This window comes from Bradyrhizobium sp. 14AA, assembly GCF_054185205.1.
The window spans coordinates 155,922-176,281 of the sequence record NZ_JAVAYM010000023.1; the positions used below are offsets into that span (position 1 = coordinate 155,922).

General features: G+C 64.3%; 21 protein-coding genes. 10 read left to right on the plus strand and 11 right to left on the minus strand.

Going from position 1 to position 20,360, the window contains the following annotated elements; translation table 11 throughout:
• Positions 1-58: 58 nt before the first annotated feature.
• The 3 genes from RAD15_RS33245 to RAD15_RS33255 all read right to left on the minus strand — a co-directional run bounded on the left by RAD15_RS33245 (position 59) and on the right by RAD15_RS33255 (position 2,282).
• Entirely contained in the window at positions 59-1,054 is a 996-nt protein-coding gene (locus RAD15_RS33245) for a dienelactone hydrolase family protein (RefSeq protein ID WP_458182719.1), read from the minus strand.
• A gap of 70 nt (positions 1,055-1,124) precedes the next feature.
• Positions 1,125-1,718 carry a hypothetical protein gene (locus RAD15_RS33250; protein WP_458182721.1) on the minus strand — a complete coding sequence of 198 codons (594 nt, stop codon included), beginning with the start codon at positions 1,716-1,718 and terminating at the stop codon, positions 1,125-1,127.
• 159 nt (positions 1,719-1,877) lie between these two features.
• Positions 1,878-2,282, minus strand: coding sequence for a DUF4260 domain-containing protein (locus tag RAD15_RS33255; protein ID WP_458182722.1), 405 nt, complete (start codon positions 2,280-2,282; stop codon positions 1,878-1,880).
• A 139-nt stretch (positions 2,283-2,421) separates the two neighbouring features.
• Between RAD15_RS33255 and RAD15_RS33260 the strand changes: the two genes are divergently transcribed.
• The 3 genes from RAD15_RS33260 (at position 2,422) to RAD15_RS33270 (ending at position 5,128) form a co-directional block, all read left to right on the plus strand.
• Complete coding sequence (locus RAD15_RS33260; RefSeq protein ID WP_458182724.1) at positions 2,422-3,954, plus strand: acyl-CoA carboxylase subunit beta; 1,533 nt, start codon at positions 2,422-2,424, stop codon at positions 3,952-3,954.
• A 444-nt stretch (positions 3,955-4,398) separates the two neighbouring features.
• The gene (locus RAD15_RS33265) at positions 4,399-4,761 is read left to right on the plus strand and encodes a DUF7674 family protein (protein ID WP_458182726.1); all 363 of its coding nucleotides are present in this window, start codon (positions 4,399-4,401) and stop codon (positions 4,759-4,761) included.
• Between the two features lie 19 nt (positions 4,762-4,780).
• Positions 4,781-5,128: a hypothetical protein gene (locus tag RAD15_RS33270; protein WP_458182728.1), complete on the plus strand. Its 348-nt coding sequence runs from the start codon at positions 4,781-4,783 to the stop codon at positions 5,126-5,128.
• 124 nt (positions 5,129-5,252) lie between these two features.
• Here the strand turns inward: RAD15_RS33270 and RAD15_RS33275 are convergent, their stop codons facing one another.
• Both RAD15_RS33275 and RAD15_RS33280 read right to left on the minus strand, forming a co-directional pair.
• Positions 5,253-5,909 (minus strand): glutathione S-transferase family protein, encoded by a 657-nt coding sequence (locus RAD15_RS33275; RefSeq protein WP_458182755.1) that lies wholly within the window; start codon positions 5,907-5,909, stop codon positions 5,253-5,255.
• Positions 5,910-6,118: 209 nt separating this feature from the next.
• Positions 6,119-8,113 carry an alpha/beta hydrolase domain-containing protein gene (locus tag RAD15_RS33280; RefSeq protein WP_458182730.1) on the minus strand — a complete coding sequence of 665 codons (1,995 nt, stop codon included), beginning with the start codon at positions 8,111-8,113 and terminating at the stop codon, positions 6,119-6,121.
• Positions 8,114-8,218: 105 nt separating this feature from the next.
• Here RAD15_RS33280 and RAD15_RS33285 point away from each other — a divergent pair, with 105 nt between their 5' ends.
• Together RAD15_RS33285 and RAD15_RS33290 are read left to right on the plus strand one after the other, a co-directional pair.
• On the plus strand, positions 8,219-8,533 hold the full coding sequence (locus RAD15_RS33285) for a hypothetical protein (protein WP_458182732.1): 315 nt from the start codon (positions 8,219-8,221) through the stop codon (positions 8,531-8,533).
• Positions 8,534-8,727: 194 nt separating this feature from the next.
• Positions 8,728-9,009 (plus strand): twin-arginine translocation signal domain-containing protein, encoded by a 282-nt coding sequence (locus tag RAD15_RS33290; protein ID WP_458182733.1) that lies wholly within the window; start codon positions 8,728-8,730, stop codon positions 9,007-9,009.
• Positions 9,010-9,157: 148 nt separating this feature from the next.
• On the opposite strand, the gene RAD15_RS33295 is transcribed toward RAD15_RS33290, so the two are convergent.
• The 3 genes from RAD15_RS33295 to RAD15_RS33305 form a co-directional block, all read right to left on the minus strand.
• Positions 9,158-9,400 carry a GCG_CRPN prefix-to-repeats domain-containing protein gene (locus RAD15_RS33295; protein WP_458182735.1) on the minus strand — a complete coding sequence of 81 codons (243 nt, stop codon included), beginning with the start codon at positions 9,398-9,400 and terminating at the stop codon, positions 9,158-9,160.
• Between the two features lie 185 nt (positions 9,401-9,585).
• The gene (locus RAD15_RS33300) at positions 9,586-10,593 is read right to left on the minus strand and encodes an alpha/beta fold hydrolase (protein ID WP_458182736.1); all 1,008 of its coding nucleotides are present in this window, start codon (positions 10,591-10,593) and stop codon (positions 9,586-9,588) included.
• Positions 10,594-10,809: 216 nt separating this feature from the next.
• Entirely contained in the window at positions 10,810-11,508 is a 699-nt protein-coding gene (locus RAD15_RS33305) for a metalloregulator ArsR/SmtB family transcription factor (RefSeq protein ID WP_458182737.1), read from the minus strand.
• A gap of 148 nt (positions 11,509-11,656) precedes the next feature.
• On the opposite strand from RAD15_RS33305, the gene RAD15_RS33310 reads away from it, so the two are divergent.
• From RAD15_RS33310 to RAD15_RS33320, 3 genes are read left to right on the plus strand one after another with little or no spacing between them, the layout of a single operon-like run.
• On the plus strand, positions 11,657-11,965 hold the full coding sequence (locus tag RAD15_RS33310; protein WP_018647290.1) for an NIPSNAP family protein: 309 nt from the start codon (positions 11,657-11,659) through the stop codon (positions 11,963-11,965).
• Positions 11,966-11,989: 24 nt separating this feature from the next.
• Positions 11,990-12,340, plus strand: coding sequence for an antibiotic biosynthesis monooxygenase family protein (locus RAD15_RS33315; RefSeq protein WP_458182739.1), 351 nt, complete (start codon positions 11,990-11,992; stop codon positions 12,338-12,340).
• A 51-nt stretch (positions 12,341-12,391) separates the two neighbouring features.
• Entirely contained in the window at positions 12,392-13,201 is an 810-nt protein-coding gene (locus RAD15_RS33320) for an isocitrate lyase/PEP mutase family protein (protein ID WP_458182740.1), read from the plus strand.
• Positions 13,202-13,381: 180 nt separating this feature from the next.
• On the opposite strand, the gene RAD15_RS33325 is transcribed toward RAD15_RS33320, so the two are convergent.
• On the minus strand, positions 13,382-13,774 hold the full coding sequence (locus RAD15_RS33325) for a hypothetical protein (protein ID WP_458182741.1): 393 nt from the start codon (positions 13,772-13,774) through the stop codon (positions 13,382-13,384).
• Between the two features lie 177 nt (positions 13,775-13,951).
• Here RAD15_RS33325 and RAD15_RS33330 point away from each other — a divergent pair, with 177 nt between their 5' ends.
• Positions 13,952-14,596, plus strand: a complete 645-nt coding sequence (locus RAD15_RS33330) for a trimeric intracellular cation channel family protein (RefSeq protein ID WP_458182743.1) — start codon at positions 13,952-13,954, stop codon at positions 14,594-14,596.
• A 155-nt stretch (positions 14,597-14,751) separates the two neighbouring features.
• Here the strand turns inward: RAD15_RS33330 and RAD15_RS33335 are convergent, their stop codons facing one another.
• The gene (locus tag RAD15_RS33335) at positions 14,752-15,966 is read right to left on the minus strand and encodes a cytochrome c (RefSeq protein WP_458182744.1); all 1,215 of its coding nucleotides are present in this window, start codon (positions 15,964-15,966) and stop codon (positions 14,752-14,754) included.
• A 293-nt stretch (positions 15,967-16,259) separates the two neighbouring features.
• Between RAD15_RS33335 and RAD15_RS33340 the strand changes: the two genes are divergently transcribed.
• Positions 16,260-19,751, plus strand: coding sequence for an indolepyruvate ferredoxin oxidoreductase family protein (locus RAD15_RS33340; RefSeq protein WP_458182746.1), 3,492 nt, complete (start codon positions 16,260-16,262; stop codon positions 19,749-19,751).
• Between the two features lie 384 nt (positions 19,752-20,135).
• On the opposite strand, the gene RAD15_RS33345 is transcribed toward RAD15_RS33340, so the two are convergent.
• Positions 20,136-20,360: hypothetical protein (locus RAD15_RS33345; protein WP_458182748.1), on the minus strand; the 225-nt coding region annotated here is incomplete at its 5' end.

Sequence of the window (20,360 nt, forward strand, 5' to 3'; positions counted from 1 at the left end):
TCTGCGATTGGTGGGCACGCTTTCGCTTTGCCCACCCTACGGCATCTGCGGTGTGGCCTCACCCCAGCTTGAACAGCACCTGCAAAAACTCCTCCACCGCCTTGCGCGACTCCGCGGCAGTCTTCGGATTGCCGCCGACATGGGGGTTGAGCTCGACGCAAGCGTCCTTGTAGGTGAAGGGCGCGTTCGTATCGCCGTTCATCAGTACGCCGCCGTCGCCTTCCTTGATCTGGCAATTGCGCACGGTCTGCGCATTGGCGGACACCGCAACCGTGTTGACGCCGAGCAGGCCGCTGTCGAAGCCGTGCGCACTGTCGGGATATTCGGTCAGCACCACGTCGCGCCCGGCGGTTTTGAGCCGCTCGACGAAAGCCTTGCAGCTCCTGACCGGATTGTAGTCATCCGGCGTGCCGTGGAAGATGCGGATCGGGCGCGCTACAACCTCGCTATCGCCGACATAGGTCGTCGAGCAGTCCGGATAGAACGGAACGTAGGCCGCGAACTGGATGCCGGACTTGTTCCAGAGCTTGTTGAAGCGGTCGAGGCTCGCATAGAGCGTGGCCTGTCCGCCGCGCGAAAAGCCCATCAGCACGATGCGGTCAGGATCGACGCGTGGATGCTTCGCCAGGATCTCCAGCGAGCGGTAAATGTCGATGATCAAGTTGAGCCGGCCGAGCAGGGCCTGGTTCGGCCCGACCACGGTCAGCCCGCGGCCGGTGAAACCGTCGATCACGAAGGTCGAGATGCCCATGGCGTTGAACGCGTGCACCCAGGCCTCGGTGGTGGCGCCGACGCCACTGGAGCCGTGCATCAGCACGACGACGGGGAGCTTGCCGGTGCCTTGGGCGACACGGAATTCGCCGGCGACCGTCACCGGCTTGCCGGCCGCCGCATCGCCGCTGAGGAATTGCTGGTCGGACAGGGTGAGCGAGGGGATCGGGTAGATCTCGGCCCGGGTGGCGACTTCCTTGGGGAGGGATTGCGCGTTGGCGCCCATGCCGGCGAGCAGTGTTGACATGCAGAGCGCAATAGCGACGCGGAATGCCGTCGGCATCGGATCCTCCCCTGTGATTTTCGTCGAGTAGAACAACCCGGCCGCGTGCTGTCAATTTGGCACGGCAGCCTCAAGGGGTGTCGGTCTTCTTCGCGGTCAGCGCCTGGTCGATCGCGAAGCCGCCGATCTCGCTCATCGCCTGCGAGATCACGTCGCCCCTGCGGGCAAAGCCTTCGGAGAGGAAATCGAACTGCGTCCGTGCCAGCCGCAGCACCTCGATCGGCACGGAGACGACGGTCTCGTTGAAACTGTCCACGGAGGCGCGCAAGCCGTCGAGCTCACCCGTGAGCTTGACGATATGGCTTTCGGCATCCTGCATCAGGCCGATCAGCTTGCTGCGTTCGGCATCGAAGGCGGCGCGTTCGGCTGCTGCTGCGGCGGTGACCTCGGCGAGCTGGGCGCGCAGCGCCTCGATCTGACTGACCATGGCGTCGGAGGCGAGCTCGGCGGCTTCACGCAGCTCGGTGTTGCGCGTGCTCTCGACCTGCTGCTCGTGATAGAGCCGCTCGGCCGACATCGCGCGCTGCGAAAGCGACTCGATCAGCGCGGCGGCGCGCAGCAGCATCTCGCCGTTCCGCCCCGACACCATGCTGGCCATGCGCCGCAGGAAGTCGACGGTTGCGGACGATGAGTTCGGCGGCAGGGGGACGACCGTCGCGGACATCGAGGTGACGCGTGATGCTTGAGCCAAGCCGTAATGACCGCCGCCGTACCGACTGGGCTCACGCAACATCCGGCGCCTGATCGTGAGCGCGAAGCAAGCCTGAATCGGCTCGCCCGGTCAACCGGCCGGGCCAGCAAATTTGCGGCGAGGTGCGGGGGATCAGGCGTCCTTCTGCCGGCCGATCCGGCCCAGATGGGTGAAGCCGAACCCGGCGGAATATTTCAGGCCATAACCCAGCGCCCGGTCGATGCCGATATGGGCAAGCCAGATCAAGGCGATGGACAGAGTGAGGGGCGAAGTGAGGCCGAAGCCCACCGTCAGCAGCGTCACCGGTGCCATGTAGCTGTGGGCCGCGTTGTAGACCAGCGCGCCGAATTTGGCGTCGGCAAGGTAGGCCAGGAAGCTCAGATCCGGGACGAGGAAGAGCAGGGCAAAGACCAGCCAGGAGCCGTCCCAGGCCCAATAGAGCACCACCATCCCCGCAAACAGGGTCAGGCCCTCCAGACGCAGCAGGATGTTGACGCCGCCCGTCGCCGCGCCGGTCTCGTCCGTTCCGTCCGTCATGCTCGTCTCCCAGGCAAAACTTTGTAATTCCTTGCGCTTTCACGCTGCGGCAGGGCAGCCTTGCGGCGCCGAAAGGCGCTTTCCGGCCCGCAAAATGCCGTGTTAGAACCCCGCATCACTTAAGAACTGGCGGGAGCAAATGAAACACATCCTGGACGCCCTTGAAGACCGTCGCGCCGGCGCAAAGCTCGGCGGCGGGGAGAAGCGCATCGAGGCGCAGCATGCCCGCGGCAAGCTGACCGCGCGCGAGCGCATCGAGTTGCTGCTCGACAAGGGATCGTTCGAGGAATTCGACATGTTCGTCGAGCACCGCTCCACCGAGTTCGGCATGGAGAAGACCAAGGTGCCGGGCGACGGCGTCGTCACGGGCTGGGGCACCGTCAACGGCCGCAAGACTTTTGTGTTCGCCAAGGATTTCACCGTGTTCGGCGGCTCGCTGTCCGAGACCCATGCGCTGAAGATCACAAAGCTCCAGGACATGGCGATGAAGGCGAGGGCGCCCATCATCGGCCTCTATGACGCGGGCGGCGCCCGCATCCAGGAGGGCGTCGCCGCGCTCGCCGGCTATTCCTACGTCTTCCGCCGCAACGTGCTCGCCTCGGGGGTGATCCCGCAGATCTCCGTCATCATGGGCCCCTGCGCCGGCGGCGACGTCTATTCGCCCGCCATGACCGACTTCATCTTCATGGTGAAGAACACCAGCTACATGTTCGTCACCGGCCCTGACGTCGTGAAGACCGTCACCAACGAGGTCGTCACCGCGGAAGAGCTCGGCGGTGCTTCGGTGCACGCCACGCGCTCCTCGATCGCCGACGGCGCCTTCGAGAACGACGTCGAGACGCTCTTGCAGATGCGGCGCCTGATCGACTTCCTGCCGTCCAACAACACCGACGGCGTGCCGGAATGGCCGAGCTTCGACGACATCGGCCGTGTCGACATGTCCTTGGACACGCTGATCCCCGACAATCCGAACAAGCCCTACGACATGAAGGAGCTGATCCTGAAGGTCGTGGACGAGGGCGATTTCTTCGAGATCGCAGACGCCTTCGCCAAGAACATCGTCACCGGCTTCGGCCGCATCGCCGGCCGCACCGTCGGCTTCGTCGCCAACCAGCCGATGGTGCTGGCCGGCGTGCTCGACTCTGATGCCTCGCGGAAAGCCGCGCGCTTTGTTCGTTTTTGTGATGCCTTCAACATCCCGATCGTCACCTTCGTCGACGTTCCCGGCTTCCTGCCGGGCACCGCGCAGGAATATGGCGGCCTGATCAAGCACGGCGCGAAGCTCCTGTTCGCCTATTCGCAGTGCACCGTGCCGCTGGTCACCATCATCACCCGCAAGGCCTATGGCGGCGCCTTCGACGTCATGGCCTCCAAGGAAATCGGCGCCGACATGAACTACGCCTGGCCGACCGCCCAGATCGCGGTGATGGGCGCCAAGGGCGCGGTCGAGATCATCTTCCGCTCCGACATCGGCGACCCCGACAAGATCGCCGCGCGCACCAAGGAATACGAAGACCGCTTCCTGTCGCCGTTCATCGCCGCCGAGCGCGGCTATATCGACGACGTCATCATGCCGCACTCGACGCGCAAGCGGATCGCGCGGGCGCTGGCGATGCTGAAGGACAAGAAGGTGGAAGCGCCAGCGAAGAAGCACGACAATTTGCCGTTGTGAGGACACGTAGCCCGGATGAGCGCAGCGACATCCGGGTTCTTGCTGAAGTCCCGCATGTCGCTTCGCTCATGCGGGCTACTGCGCAAGATCATAAAAACAGGTAGCTCGAAAGCAGAGCCTCACATGCCGAGTGTTTTCGATTTGCCTGAGGAGCATCCGCTGCGCGTCGCACACATGAAGTGCAGCAATCACCGCGCAGATATCGAGCGCAGCGAGCTCTGCGGCTGTTTTTATTGTAGAACGACGTTTGGTCCAGATCGGATCGTCGATTGGGTCGATAAGGATTCCACCGCCCTGTGTCCCGAGTGTGGAATTGACAGTGTCCTTGGGGATGCGTCGGGAGTGCCGATCAACAAGTCTTTTCTGGAGGCCATGCACTCAGCCTGGCTTTCAGTCAGTTAGGCTGTGTCGTAACGATCCAATGCGAATTTTGGGGGACACCAAGTGGACGGCCTTCATCGAAGTGTCTTCCTGAAGGAGCTAAAGGACACTTTTCCGGATCTGCGATCGGAGATTAACGCGCAGCACGGCTTGCTGCATCTCGAGGTGGGCGTATTCGCCGGCTTCGTGCAACGAGCTATCGCTCTCGGAAATGCGAAAGACGTCGCATTGTGCTTCAAGCTCGCTGAGAAGTATCACAGGGAAGGAAACGATCAGTTGCGCAATGCGATCGGCGTTTCCTTTGTCGAACACCTGAACCTGGGCAATGCAAAGTGGGCCTGGGAGTTGTTGGGACCGATCTTGAAAAAGGAATACCTGCAGCTAGCTGACGCTGGCATGGCCAAGCCATTGCCCTATCTTGGCTAGCTCCGCTGGTTGAAGCCCAATGACCGAAGACGATCTAACAGACGAAATCTCCGATATCGAAGACCGGATCGAGCGGCTTGCCGAGATCGCCGAGCGGTGCCGGAAGTACATTCTGGCGTCCAAGATCGCGATCGGCGGTGGGGCCGCGCTGCTGATGGTGACGGTCCTCGGACTGTTTGGCTTCGGCCAGACCGCCGCGCTCGGATCGATCGCGCTGGTGCTGGGCGGGATCGTCTCGCTCGGGTCGAACATCAGCACGCTGCGGCAGACCGACGACGCCATCGGTGCTGCCGAGGCGCGGCGCTCGGCGTTGATCGGTAGCATCGACCTGCGGGTGGTCGCCGATGCGCCGATGAAGCTGGTGTGACGCGCACGTATTGACGGTGCGTAGGGTGTCGTGCAGATGCGCAAAGCGCATCTGTGCGGCGTAACCCACCAACGCCTGCTTCACCGGATAGAGGCGTTGGCGGATTCCGCTTCGCTAATCCGCCCTACGGGATCCCGCGCGTCTTATCCGCAGCAGCGAAATGCGCCATCTGGTCGGCGTGGGCCTTGACGAAGGCCGAGCGCGCCGTCGCCCGCGCGACGTAGTTGTGGCAGGCAGGACTGTCCGTCAGCCCGTCGAAACGATCGACGAGACGCAGCACGTCCGCCATCAGGATGTCGGCGATGGAGAAGGAGCCCGCCAGCCATTCGCGCTTCGCAAGCACCGTCTCCATGTGCTTGAGACGCAGCTTGAGGAAGTCGTCGACGAACTTCACGGCGGGTGAGCCATCATCCTTGCCGGTGAATTTGAAGATTGCCCAGGGCAGGCTGGCCATTTCCACCGAATTGAGCGCGGCGAATACCCACTCCGTCGCCTCAACGCGGCCGCGCGGATCTGATGGCATCAGCTTCGTGCTGAGCCCGCCCAGATGCAGCAGGATCGCGCCGCTCTCGAAGATCGAGAGGTCGCCGTCGGTCAGCCACGGCACCTGGCCGAAGGGCTGGTGGGCGAAATGCGCAGGGCCGCGATCGCCGAACGGCGCGCTCGCGACGCGGTAGGGCAGGGACGCCTCTTCCAGCGCCCAGCGCACGCGAAGGTCGCGCACGAACCCGCGCGGCATCTCGGGAACCCAGTCGAAGGTGGTGAGGGTGAGGTCGGCCATTGGGTGTCTCCGTGCTGTCTGGACATAGGACGGATGAAGGACGCGCGTTCCGACAGTGGAGAGAATTTTTTCGCGGCGGTCCGTAGTTTTCGCGGGGTGGGCAAAGGCGCCCTTGCGCCGTGCCCACGATCTATTGCTGGGGACATAGGTGGTGGGCACGCTTCCGCCTTCGCTCTTCGAGCTACGGCGGACAAGCCGCTTTGCCCACCCTACGGACTGATGTGATGCGCCGGCTGCGCGTGCCAGTACGGCCCGAGCTTTTCCAAAGTACGTTGCTTTGCCGCCGCGATCGCACGTTCCGCATCCTCCGGAAGTAGCAACCGCTCCGCGATCTGGCGTGCAGCCTCGCGCCGCACCGCAGCCACATACGCGCCGTCGTCGGCATATCGCTCGGCATTCGACGACCGGGGGTCATGCACCTCCTTGCGCGCAGCCTCGGTCGGTGCGAACGGAATCATCGCGCCCTGCAGCGGATAGAGCGCCGTCGAGCCGAACCCTTGAGCCCGCGGATTCCATCCCGTGTAGGTCGCGCGCGGGACGGCCAGCGCAAGCTGGCGGATGCCTGATATGGCCATGCCGTCATTGTCGGCCTTCGGCACGAACACGGGATAGCGGCCGATCTCCTTGGGCGGCAGCACGCTCTGGTCGGAGAAGGCGGCGAGCGTGTGGATGCCGGCGTAGGGCAGGCCGGGGATGTCGCTCGGCACCGCGCCTTGCGCTGCGACCAGCGTGCCGTGGGCGCGCATGGGGACGCGGCTTGAGGGCGGCTTTATCCCGTCGCTGATCCAGGCGTTGAGGTCGGTGAGCAACGCGCGCATCGGCATGCCCGCATGCATCGGGTTCTGCGGCAGCGACATCGCGGGGACACCCTTGCGCATGACCTCCACGGCTTCGGCGAAATGCGGCGTGCCTGATATCATGTAGGCGCGGACGTTGTCGGGAAGGTCGAGATGATTGCCGGCGAGATCGGTGACCAGCAGCGAGGCGTGCGAGGCCCACCATTCGTGTTCGCTGTCGGTCTGCATCACCTTCGGGCAGGTCGCCGAGAGCGAGCAGCGGCGCAAGAGGCCGTCGGTCTTGCCGGAATAGGGATCGCTGAGGCTCGCATAGGTGAAGGGGAAGAGATCGGCCTGCCACGCCGGATCTTGCGGATGACGCGGGTTGCGGCCGGGCTGGCCGAAGCGGACATTTGTCGCCATCCGCCGCGTGCCCGCGACGTGCGGCATCAGGCCCTCGAACACCGTGCGGCCCTGGAGGTCCTCGTTGAAACCGAGATAGAGGAAGTCGCGCAGGAAGCGGCCGGATTGCGAGACGCCGAAACCGATGGCGCGGCTCACCGAGGGATGCAGGCCATTGAGCAGCGGATTGGCTTGCGTCTCGTCATGGCGGCGGAAGCTGACGACGTCGCGCACGGCGGCATAGCCCATGCCGAGCGGCACCGGATCGCGTGCGGTGTAGGTGATCTCGTAAAGCGCGCCCGCGTCGAAGCCGTCGGGCCGGGTGATCTCCACCGTCACGGGATCGATGATCTTTGCGGAGAGGCCAGATGGCGTCTGCCGCTGATCGGCCCAGGCGGCGCGCACGGTGACATTGAGATTGGCGGCCTCAGCGGCCGGCCAGGTCAGCGTCGCGCGCGCCGGGCTCGTCGTGTTGTCGAACACGAACTCCTCGCGCGCGGGGCCGATGATGTTCTTCAGCACCGGCGCGCTCAGCGCGAGCTGGCCGGGCTTGGAGGGGATGTCTCCCTGCCAGCCGACCCAGACCATCGTAAAACCCTGTCGATGCAGGAAGCCGATGCCGGCGTCCTCGGCCTTGTCCGCGATGTTGGCGCCGGGCTGGGCGGAATCGTCGAACAATTGCGGCGCAAGCTTGCGGCCGCGATTGGGGACTTCCAGCAGCAGCGTGCCGTTGCCGTGGGTGGGATCGCTGGGCCTGAGGATCACGACGTCGGCGGTGGCCTCAACCTTGCCGTCAGCGCTGCGCGGCGCGAGCACGAGATCGGTGATGACGGCGTTGCGGTCGTCGGATGGATTGAGCGCGAAGGTCGCGCGTGCGGTGATGCGCTCATAAGCGCCGACAGTGCCAAAGCCGCGTCCGCCAAAAGCGGGTTCGCGCGCGAGGATGTCGAAGCGGACGATTTCGGCGATTGAGGCCGCGGGCCACAGGCAGGTGATCGCAACGAGGCCGGTGATGATCCTGCGCATGGCCGTTCCCCTTCTTATCGGCACGACGGCAAATCCGCCGTGCGGGCTTTTTCTTGCCGCCACTATAACCGTCTATGATCGCGCCAAACAACAGGAGGAAATCCGATGCCGTCAGCCTTTTTCGTCGTCCGCGCCATCGTCACCGATCCCGCGAGGCGCGCTGCCTTCGACAGATGGTACGAGACGGAACATGTCCCCGATGCGGTGAAGGCGTTCGGCGTCAGCAAAGCCTGGCGGTTCTGGAGCCTGGACGATCCCTCGCTGCACCAGGCGATGTATCAATTCGATGACGAGGCCAAGCTCGAGACCATGCTGAAGGGCGATGCGTTGAAAAAGCTCGTCGCCGACTTCAACCGCGATTGGCCCGACGTGAAGCGCGCGCGCGAGACGCTGGTGATAGCCCAGGAGTTCGTGAAGTAGGTGCGGTCGTAGATCGTAGCCCGGATGAGCGACAGCGATATCCGGGGAAGTCGTTCCCGCATGTCGCTGTCGCTCATGCGGGCTACAAAGCTGTCCACGTCGCAACGAACCTGAACATTTGATTCAGCTTCGGTTCATGTCGCGACCGCGACACTCGCTCTGCATCACTTGCCAGTTAGCCGAGAGGACACGTCATGGAGCGCCGGAACTTTTTGAAACTTGCATTCGGTGTCGCAGCGGGAGCGGCCACGCTCGCGACGGCCGCGCAGGCCGCGCCGTTGTCGCCGCAGCCGGTGGGCGGTCCCGCCCGGATGCCGGAAGGCAATCCCGACGTATATCCCGCCGTCACCAGCAGCGAGGAAGCCGCGCAGCTGAAGCCCGAGCAGGTGCACTGGCATGGCCACCATCGCCATTGGGGCTGGCGCCGCCGTCATTGGGGCTGGCATCGCCGCCGTTGGCATCGCCGTCACTGGTGAGCCCCCAGTCGAGGTTTTAACGGGGATCGCGGTCGCGGTCCCCGTTTTGATTCGGCGCTGCTGCAACACGCTGTGTTTGAGGATGCTCAAAAGAAAACGGCCGCGCAGGCTTTCGCCGCGCGGCCGTTTCGCAATTTGCAAGGTTGGATCAGAACGGACGGCAGCGTCCAGCGTACCAGCGGAAGCCGTAGGGACACACGCGCGGACGAACCACGACGACCGGGGCGGGCGCCGGCGCCACGACGACGACCGGAGGACGGCCAGCCATCGGACGGCAGCCGCCATAAGGCCCACGATACCAACCGGGGCCGCAACCGCCGGCTGCGCTAGCCGCCTCGCTGAAGCCGACAACCGCGCTGGCGAGCATGACGGCGGCAAACAGGTATTTCATTTGTTCTTCCTTCTCGTCCTTGGGGCAAGTCTGTGGCGCTTGCGGCGCACAATGAATCAAAAGACACGATTCGACACGTTAAATCTGGGCACGTGCCGACACGTCGCGATCCAAACCTGCCAATCATGATCTGAATGCGGCATGAACGTTCTCCGCATCCTGCCTCAGGCGACACACAACTGTCGCTAGCGGCCGAGAAAGCCCAGCACCAGCTCCCTGTACTTCTCCGGCGCCTCCAGGAAGACAAGGTGCCCGGCGTCCGGGATCACCTCGGCCCGCGCATTCGGCATCTTCGCTGCCAGCGCTTTCGCGAGCTCGGCGTTCTGTCCCATCTTCGCGCGCAGCGCCTCCGGTGCAAGTGGCCGGCCCGGCGCGTTGTGGTCGTCGGCGCCCATGATGAACAGCGTGGGCAGCGCGATGAGCGGGATCTCGTGCGCGACCGGCTCGCGATAGATCATCTGGCCGGAGCTGACGAAGGCGCGCAGCCAGCGCGGATAGTCGGGGCTGCCCTTGATGTTGAAGCGGGCATCGACGAACGGCGTGATTGCGTCGCCCGGCAGCTTGATCGCGTAGTTGGTTTGCAACTGCTTGCGATAGCCGTCGGCGGTGAGCTTGTCCTCGGTCTCGATGATCTTCTCGGTGGGCGTCGGCGGCACGTAGAGGCGGTAGTCTTCCAGGCCAATTGGGGCCGTCAGAACAAGGTGGGCGACGCGGTCCGGATAGGCGCGGGCAATGCGCACGCCCAGCATGCCACCGAGCGAATGGGCGACGATCTCGGCCTTGTCGATCTTGAGGTGATCGAGCAGCGCGATGGTGTTGCGCGCCAGATTGTCGAAATGCAGTTCGCCCGTAGGCTTGGAGGATTTGCCGAAGCCGATCTGGTCCGGCACCACGACGCGGAAGCCTGCCTCGCTCAGCATCTTGATCACGGGTGCCCAGTAGCTTGACGGGAAATTGCGCCCGTGCAGCAGCACCACGGTGCGGCCGTTCGGCTGCGCGGGCGCCACGTCCATGTAGGCCATGCTGAGCTGCTCGCCGTCATTGACGACGGGCAGCACGTGCACGGGATAGGGATAGGCAAAGCCTTCGAGCGCGATGCCGTAGGGCTCGCGTTGGGGCGCGTCGGCGGCGCGGGATGCAAACGATGTCGTAAGGAGGGCGGCAGCGAGCGCGGCCGAGAAGATGCGGTTCATTGGGGTCTCATATTTGGAGCCGTCATTCCGGGGCGCGTCGAAGACGCGAACTCTGGTGCGCAATTGCGCACCTGAGAATCTCGAGGTTCCGGGTTCGATGCTGCGCATCGCCCCGGAACGACACTGCGCTTAAAGACTGGGATGGCCGGGTCAAGCCCGGCCATGACGACGGTGAGAGTTCACACGCAAACGTGTGCTGTCACGCAAATGGCGTGATCAGTCCTTCGCATCTCCGAACAGCGCGGCAAACTGCTTCTCGCCGGTGCGGGTGAAATTCACCACGCGGCTGCCGGGCGTGGCGTCGCGCGCGGCCCATTTCAGCTCGGTGAAGCGCTGCATCATGGTCGCGCCCAGCGTGCCGGCGAGGTGGTGGCGCCGCTCGCTCCAGTCGAGGCAGGCCTTGCACACCGGGCGGCGTGGATGGGTGAGCATGTCGGGCGAGATCTGCAGGTGCTTGGCGAGGAAGCGCTCGCCCTCGGTCGTCAGCTCGATGTCCTGCTTCTTCTGCCTGACCAGGTTTCGCGTGCGCAGGCTGTCGAGCATCTGCACGCCGAGATCGCCGGCGAGGTGGTCGTAGCAGATCCGCGCGCGCCGCAGCGCCGGATCCTTCGGCCCGGTGCGCACGCGCATGTGGCCGGTGCGCGCGGCGAGGCCCGCAAGGCCTTCGAGCACGCCGGCGACGTCGTCGTCGGTGAGGCGATAATAGCGATGACGGCCCTGCTTCTCCGGCTCGACCAGCCCGCCGGCCTCGAGCTTCGAAAGATGCGAGCTCGCCGTCTGCGGCGTGATGCCGGCCTCCTGCGCCAGTTCGCTCGCGGTGAGCGCGCGGCCGTTCATCAGCGCCGTGAGCATGTTGGCGCGGGCGGGATCGCCGACCAGCGAGGCGACCATGGCGATATCAGGACCTGATTTCATGCTTCGATGGTAGCCGAAGCATTGCGGTCGGGCAAGCGCGTAGCGTCGTAGCACGAACACGTCATTGCGAGCGCAGCGAAGCAATCCAGATGCTTCAGCGGCAACGGCGTCGTTCGCGCTTTTCGCAATCAAGATTCAGGAGCCCGTCATGTCCGTCACCGTCTTCATCCGCTACCAGCTCGATCCGTTCAAGCGCGCGCAGTTCGAGGAATATTCGAAGCGCTGGCTCACCATCATCCCGAAATGCGGCGGCGACCTGATCGGCTATTTCATGCCGCATGAAGGCACCAACAACATCGCGTTCGCGCTGATCACCTTCGAGAGTCTGGCCGCCTATGAAGCCTATCGCGCCCGGCTGCGGCAGGACGCCGAGGGCATGGCGAATTTCCACTTCGCGGAGGAACACAAGTTCATCCTCGCTGAAGAGCGCACATTCCTGCGCAAGGTGGTATTGTAGGCCACTCAACGACAGGAGTTGCCCATGATCGCCGTGATCTTCGAGGTCTGGCCGAAGCCCGAACACCGCCAGGACTATTTCGACCTCGCGGCCGGCTTGAAGCCGCTGCTGCAAACCATCGACGGCTTCATCTCGGTCGAGCGTTTCGAGAGCTTGACCGAGAAGGGCAAGATCCTGTCGGTGTCGTTCTGGCGTGATGAGGCAGCCGTGCAGGCCTGGCGCAACACGATGGAGCATCGCCGCACCCAGGCCAAGGGCCGTGCAAAGATCTTCGCCGACTATCATCTGCGCATCGCCAGCGTCATCCGCGACTACGGCATGAACGATCGGGACGAGGCGCCGAAGGACAGCCGCGCGGTGCATGACGTGCACTAGCGCGTTGAGCGGCGCGTGCCTATGTCTGCGCGGCCAACAAGGGAGAGAAACATGCACGTGACGACCGCGGACAAGCGCGCGACGTTCAGGAAGCTGCACGAGAGCGGCTGCTTCATCCTGCCCAATCCGGTGGATGTCGGCAGCGCGAAGGCCTTGCAACATCTCGGTTTCAAGGCCATTGCGTCATCGAGCGCGGGCTTTGCCTGGACCATCGGCAAGGCCGACAACCACGTCAATGTCGAGGACGTCTGTCAGCATCTGGCAGCATTGAGCTCGGCCGTCGACATCCCCGTCAACGCCGATTTCGAGGGCGGCTTTGCCGTCGAGCCGGACAAGGTCGCAGATCACGTCGAACGCTGTGTGCGAACCGGCGTCGCCGGCCTGTCGATCGAGGATTCCACCGGTGACAAGGACAAGCCGATCTACGACCGCGCACTCGCGGTCGAGCGCATCAAGGCCTCGCGCAAGGCGATCGGCGACAGCGGCACGCTCTTGGTCGGCCGCTGCGAGGCATATTTGTGGGGCGTGGCCGATCTCAATCTCGTCATCGACCGGCTCACCGCTTATGCGGATGCCGGCGCCGACTGCCTCTACGCGCCGGGACTGAAGAGCCGCGAGGACATCGCCGCGGTGGTGAAGGCTGTCGCACCCAAGCCGTTCAATCTGCTGATCGGCGGCTCCGGCCTGTCGTTGCGTGAGGCCGAAGATCTCGGCGTGCGCCGGATCAGCGTCGGCGGCTCGCTCGCCCGCGCCGCCTGGGGCGGCTTCATGCGCGCGGCAAAGGAGATGGCGGAGAAGGGAACCTTCACCGAACTCGGCAGCGGCTATCCCGGCGGCGAGCTCAACAAGATGTTCAGCTGAATGAAGAGCGGCGGGATGTTGAGTCCCGCCGCTCTCGGTCGTGATTTCGGTGTCATGCCCCGCGCATGCGGGGCATCCAGTATGCCGCGGCCCCTCGATTTAGCCATGTCTGTCTCGGCGTACTGGATCGCCCGGTCACGGGCGATGACAGTTGTGTGTTACGCGATGACAGTCGCGTTGTTACTTCGCGCCGTCAGAGGGCGCCTCCGTGTCCGGGGCCGGCTTGGTCGGCGCAGCACCCGTGGTCACGCCCGGCGCGGTGTTGTTGCGCGGCGGTGTCACGTCGCGCATGCCGGGAGGCGCGGCCGGATTGGCGGGCTGCGTCTGTGCCGTCTGCGAGGCCGGCGCGTTGCTGGCCTGGTTCGTCGTGCTGCTGTTGTTCAGGCCGTAGAACACGGCACCCAGCACCAGCGCGATCGCAACGGCGAACATCGCAATCTTGCCGCTGGAGGCGGGGCCTTCGCCAAGCTCGGGATCGGCCTGAAGGTCGGCATCCCGGCGCGCCGCGCGAAGATACTCATCGTCGGCGAGGTTCGGGCGGTACGGATCGTTGGGAAAACGGTCGTCAGCCATCGATTGGTCTCCTCGGGTTATGACGACAGGACAACCCGTAGATGCGAGATTCTGTTCCGCCCCTCCGACGCTTTCGTCGCATGTTGCCCTCGTGCCGGGAATCGGGAACCTGTTCATCTCGGATGAACTCTCGTTCATCCTGGGAACCCGAGCGTCGTGGGGGGAGGGAACAAGACGATGTGGAGCCTGCCACCGACCGATAGCGTGCTGCATTTCCTGTCCCTGGTCGCGCTCGCCGCGCAGGGCATGACCGCGGCGCTCGCTGCGGGCAGGCGTAGCATGGACTGGCTCGGCGTCTGTTTTCTCGGCTGCATCACCGCGCTCGGCGGCGGCACGCTGCGCGATCTCTTCCTCGGGCATTATCCGCTGGCCTGGGTCGCCAACCCGATCTACCTCGCGCTGGCCGGCGGCGCGGCTTTCCTGACCATCCTGATCGCGCGTCTCGTGCACCGGCTCAAGGTCGCCTTCATCGTGCTCGATGCCATCGGGCTCGTCGTCTTCACCATGACCGGTTGCGACGTCGCCTGGCAAATGGATGCTTCGCTGCCGATCGTCATCGTCTCCGGCATGGTGACGGGCTGCGCCGGCGGCGTGTTGCGCGACGTGCTCTGCAACGACGTGCCGCTGCTGTTCCGCTCCGAACTCTACGCCAGCGTCTCGGTCGTGACAGGGCTGTTCTATGCAACCGCGTTCGGCCTCAAGCTGAACGCGGAACTCTGGACCATTTTGACCTTCGTGCTCGGGATCAGCTTCCGCTTGCTGGCGGTGCGCTACAAATGGGAGATGCCGAAATTCGTCTTCGCGGAGGACGAGGAGCGGTAGAGCTTCGCCAGTCGTAGAGTTTATGCGCTATCGCACCCGCGGCGTCATGGCCGGGCTTGTCCGCTTGTCCCGGCCATCCACGACCTTGTCGCGACACCAAGAACGTGGATGCCGGGGACAAGCCCGGGCATGACGACCTCTTGCGGAGCAGGGGTCTAATTTTCCTTCCGCGCCTTCACCACCTGCGCCGGCGTCACCAGGGGCGCCGCATTGCCCCAGGAGTTGCGAATGTAGTTCGTCACCGCCGCGATCTCTTCGTTGGACAATTGCTTGGCATAGGGCGGCATCTCGCCGGTATTGGGCGCGCGCGGCGTCGTCACGGTGTGGGCGCCGTCGAGAGTGATGCGCAAGGTCGAGGCTGGATTGATCGATTGCAGCAGCGCATTGCCCGGCAGGGGCGGATAGATGCGCGGGGCGCCGGAGCCGTCGGCTTCATGGCAGGCGATGCAGAGCTTTGCGTAGACGGCCTGGCCGACCTTCATCTCGGCGTCGTCGGGCGGCGTCACGATCGTCTCGCGCCGCGCCGGCGGCAGGCTCTTCAGGTACATCGCGATCGCCCGCAAATCGGCCTCGCTCATCTTCGAGGTCGAGTAGACGACGACATCCGCCATCAATCCGCCGGCATGGCTCTTGGCATTGCGCCCGCTTTGCAGATATTCGGTGATGTCCCCCTCGCTCCAGGATTTCAGCCCGGTGCGGGCGGCGCCGTCGAGGCGCGGGGCAAACCAGCCGCCGACCTCGTTGCCTGACAGGGCCTGCGCGTCGCGGTCGGCGCCAAAATAGTTCTTCGGCGTGTGGCAGGCGCCGCAATGGCCGAGCCCGGTGACGAGATAGCCGCCGCGATTCCAGGCCGCGCTCTGGCTCTGGTCCGGCTCGAACAGGCCGGGCTTGAAATACATGGCGTTCCAGATCCGCATCAGGCCGCGATAGCCGAACGGCCAACGCAGCTCCGGCGGCTTGTTGCGGCTGGTGACGGATGTCAGCGTGCCGAGATAGGCGCGGATTGCCAGCGTGTCGTCCTTCGTCATCCGCGTGAAGTAGGGGTAGGGGAAGGCCGGATAATAGTTCGAACCATCAGGCGCGACGCCATAGCGCACCGCGCGCACGAAATCGGCGTCGGTCCAGGCGCCGATCCCGGTCTCGCGGTCCGGCGTCAGGTTCGGCGCGTAGAGCGCGCCGAAGGGGGTGTCGATGCGCTTGCCGCCCGCAAACGGTTTTGCGGGATCGGCGGTGTGGCAGCCCGCGCAGCCGCCGGCCTCGACCAGCGCCTTGCCATAGGCGACCAGTTCCGGCGAGGGCTCGGCGGCGCTCGCAACCGCACTGCACAACGCCCAACCCGCAAGAGCCAGCCCAGTCAGAATCGTCCGCATCGAAAGCCTCTCCTGCGACCAATCGGCCTTACCCGCGTGAAAGGAGCGTCAATTCATTTCGCGACAGCGGGGGTATGGTGACACAAATTGAAAATGCCCGATGCCTTTGCAGCCACGAAATTGCGATTTTTACCCGGCGCTCCCTTTGGTCCAGATTTGTGATGCGGATCGTGAAATATCCGACATAGAGTGGCAGAGGTGGTCGGCGCGCCCTAGCTAAAAACAACGGGCAGGCAACGGCTTAAGCGACGCAAAGTGACAAAGACCTGAACAGGGCGTGGAAAGAGGACAGCATGGGCATCAACCAGGGTCCGATCAGTCTCGATCAAAAATACACCCAGGAAACCGGACATGTCTTCACCACGGGCATCCAGGCCCTGGTCCGGCTGCCGATGGCCCAGATCCGGCGCGACCGCGCCAATGGCCTCAACACCGCGGGCTTCATCTCGGGCTACCGCGGTTCGCCGCTCGGCGGCTACGACCAGCAGCTCTTCGCCGCCCGCAAGCATCTCGAGCAGTACAACATCAAGTTCCAGCCCGGCGTGAACGAGGATCTCGCCGCCACGGCGGTCTGGGGCTCGCAGCAGCTCAACCTCTCGCCCGGCGCAAAATACGATGGCGTCGTCGGCATCTGGTACGGCAAGGGCCCCGGCGTCGACCGCTGCGGTGACGTGTTCCGCCATGGCAATGCGGCGGGCTCGGCCAAGAACGGCGGCGTGCTCTGTCTCGCCGGTGACGATCACGGCGCGAAATCCTCGACCGTCCCGCATCAGTCCGACCACGCCTTCATGTCGGCGCTGATGCCGTATCTCTATCCCTCGAGCATCCACGAGATGATCGAGATGGGCCTCCTGGGCATCGCGATGTCGCGCTACTCCGGCTGCTGGGTCGGCATGAAGGTGATCACGGAGACGGTGGAGACCACCGCCGAGATCGACCTCACCGACGAGATGAAGCCCTTCATCATCCCGCCGGATTTCGAGCTGCCGCCCGGCGGCCTCAACCTGCGCTGGCCCGACGACCGCTTCGAGCAGGACCGGCGCCTGCAGGACTACAAGGGCTTTGCCGCGATCGCCTTTGCGCGCGCCAACAAGGTCAACCGCGTCACCATGGATTCGCCGAACGCCCGTTTCGGCATCATGGCGTCGGGCAAGAGCTACGAGGACGTGCGGCAGGCGCTACGCGAGCTCGGCATCACCGAGCAGGTCGCAGCAAAAATCGGTCTTCGCCTCTACAAGATCGGCATGCCCTGGCCGCTGGAGCCGGAAGGCGTGCATGAATTCGCCGTCGGTCTCGAAGAGATATTCATCATCGAGGAGCGCCGCGAGATCGTCGAGAACCAGGTCAAGCAGGTGTTGTTCAACTGGCGCGACGATGTGCGCCCGCGCATCGTCGGCAAGATGGACGAGCACGACAAGCGCTTCCTGACCTTCGCCGCCGAGCTCAGTGTCGCCTCGCTTGCGACCTCGCTGACCGAGCGTCTGCTTCGACTTAATCTCAACCCCGAGATTGCGGAGATGCTCCGCGCCAAGGCCGACTGGTTCAACGGCCGCCAGGCGAGCCAGATGCAGGCGGTCGCACCTGTCTCCCGCACCCCGTATTTCTGCTCCGGCTGTCCCCACAACACCTCGACCAAAGTCCCCGAAGGCAGCCGCGCGCTCGCCGGCATCGGCTGCCACTTCATGGCGCTGTGGATGGACCGTTCGACCGAGACGTTCACGCATATGGGCGGCGAGGGCGTGCCGTGGGTCGGCATCGCGCCCTTCACCAACGAGAACCACATTTTCGCGAACCTCGGCGACGGCACCTATTTCCATTCCGGTAGTCTTGCCATCCGCCAGTCGATCGCCTCCAAGGCCAACATCACCTACAAGATCCTCTACAACGACGCCGTCGCCATGACCGGCGGCCAGCGCCATGACGGCGATCTCTCGCCGCAGAAGATCATGGCGCAGCTTTACGCCGAGGGCATCAGCGAGATTTACCTCGTCTCGGAGAACCCGGATTCCTATCCGGCCGACACCATCGCGCCCGGTGTGAAGAAATATCACCGCGACGAGCTGCAGAACGTCATGAAGATGTGCCGCGAGTTCAAGGGCACCTCTGCGATCGTGTTCGTGCAGACCTGCGCCGCCGAGAAGCGCCGCCGCCGCAAGCGCGGCCTGATGGAGGATCCGGCGCGCCGCGTCATGATCAACCCGGCGGTCTGCGAAGGCTGCGGCGACTGCTCGGTGCAGTCGAACTGCATCTCGGTCGAACCGCTGGAGACCGAGTTCGGCCGCAAGCGCGCCATCAACCAGTCGTCCTGCAACAAGGACTATTCCTGCGTGAAGGGCTTCTGCCCGTCCTTCGTCACCATCGACGGCGGCGCGCCGCGCCACCGCGCCCCGGCCGAGCTTGCCGATATCGGCGAGTTGCCGGAGCCTGCGTCGCGTCCCACGCTGGATAAGCCTTACAATATCGCCGTCGGCGGTGTTGGCGGCACCGGCGTGCTCACCATCGGCGCGCTGCTCGGCATGGCCGCCCATATCGAGGGCAAGGCTTCGATGATCCTCGACATGTCGGGCCTCGCGCAAAAAGGCGGGGCGGTGCTCAGCCACGTCCGCCTGTCGGATCACCCGGCCGAGGTGACCTGCTCGCGCATCGTCACCGGCACGGCCGATCTCGTGCTCGCTGCCGACGAGGTGGTCGCGGTCGCCAAGGACACGATCTCGCTCTGCGACGCCACGCGGACCCGCGGCGTCATCAACAGCCACGTCATTCCCACCGCCGATTTCGTCCTCAACCGCGACTTCAACTTCCAGACCCGCAAGCTCAACGCCGTGCTGGAGACGGCGCTGCACAAGGACTCCGTGTTCTTCGACTTCACCAAGCCGGCCGAGCAGCTGCTGGGCGATGCGATCGCCACCAACATGATGATGATGGGCTACGCCTATCAGAAGGGGCTGTTCCCGCTGTCGGCCGAAGCGATCGAGCAGGCCATCGAGGTCAACGGCGTCTCGATCAAGATGAACAAGGAAGCCTTCCGCCTCGGCCGTCTCGCGGTGGCCGATCCCAAGCGTCTTGCCGACATGCTGAAGGGGACGGACGAGGTGGTTGCGCCCAAGACGCTGGATGCCATGACGCTCGACGAGGTCATCGAGCACCGCGCCAAGCATCTGACCGCCTATCAGAACGGTCGCCTGGCGAAACGCTATCGCAAGCTGATCGACCAGGTTCGCGATGCCGCGGTGAAGGGCGGCTACGGCGATGCGTTGCCGCGTGCTGTCGCGGTGAACTACGCCAAGCTGCTGGCCTACAAGGACGAATACGAAGTCGCGCGCCTCTACACTGACGGCGCCTTCGCCCAGCAGCTCCGCGATCAGTTCGAGGGCGACTACAAGTTCACCTTCAACCTCGCACCGCCGATCCTCAGCCGCGGCGTCGACGCGCTGGGACGTCCGAAGAAGCGCACCTTCGGCCCGTGGATGCTGAACGTCTTCAACGTGCTGGCGAAGCTCAAATTCCTGCGCGGCACGCCGCTCGACATCTTCGGCCGCAGCCCCGACCGCAAGCTCGAACGCGACCTGATCGCCGGCTACGAAAAGGACGTCGCCACCGTGCTCGGCCTGCTGTCGCCCGTCACGATCGACACCGCCGTCGAACTGCTGTCATTGCCCGACCGAATCCGCGGCTACGGCCCGGTGAAGGAGAAGGCGGTTGCCGACGCGAAGGTGCGTTACGCCCAGCTCGCGGCGGATCTAGCGAACCCGCCGCCGGCACCGCGGCAGATCGCGGCGGAGTAGGGCGGCCCCGTAGGGTGGGCAAAGGCGCAAAGCGCCGTGCCCACCATCTCTCCAGGATCGAGCGAGAAGACGTGGGCACGCTTCGCTTTGCCCACCCTACGACACCATCTCTTGCGCTGCCCGTCGGGCAAAACACCCATGCCGTGGGTCAATCCATATTCACACAAATATTCCACTTTACCGAAATTCGGAATTGTCGTATCAATCCGCCACCTCATCCCAGTCAGAGGGGCGTATCGCGATCGTCACGAAACGCGGGGTGAGTGGCGGTGGACGCGGGTTGCGTCGCGCGCGGGATTCTCTCGCGTGCACGACGGGCGCGGTCTCGCGTACGGCAAAATCGTGTGGTCCTGACGCCCGGGGTCTGTGCGTCAAGTCTTGCGATCACTCGCAAGGCGACGGGGGCAATAGTGCATCGCTCCCCGGGGAGAGCGCGACATAAGCCGTAAAACCACTGCGCAGGGAGTATTGCAACACAAAAACATCAATTAAATCAATAAGATTTAGTGTTTGTATCCACCGTTGTGTCGCGATCCGATCCGCCAAAAAATTTTTCCGTCCATAGGCATCCACGGCACGGCGCCGCCCTGCCGTCAATGCAGCAGCCGC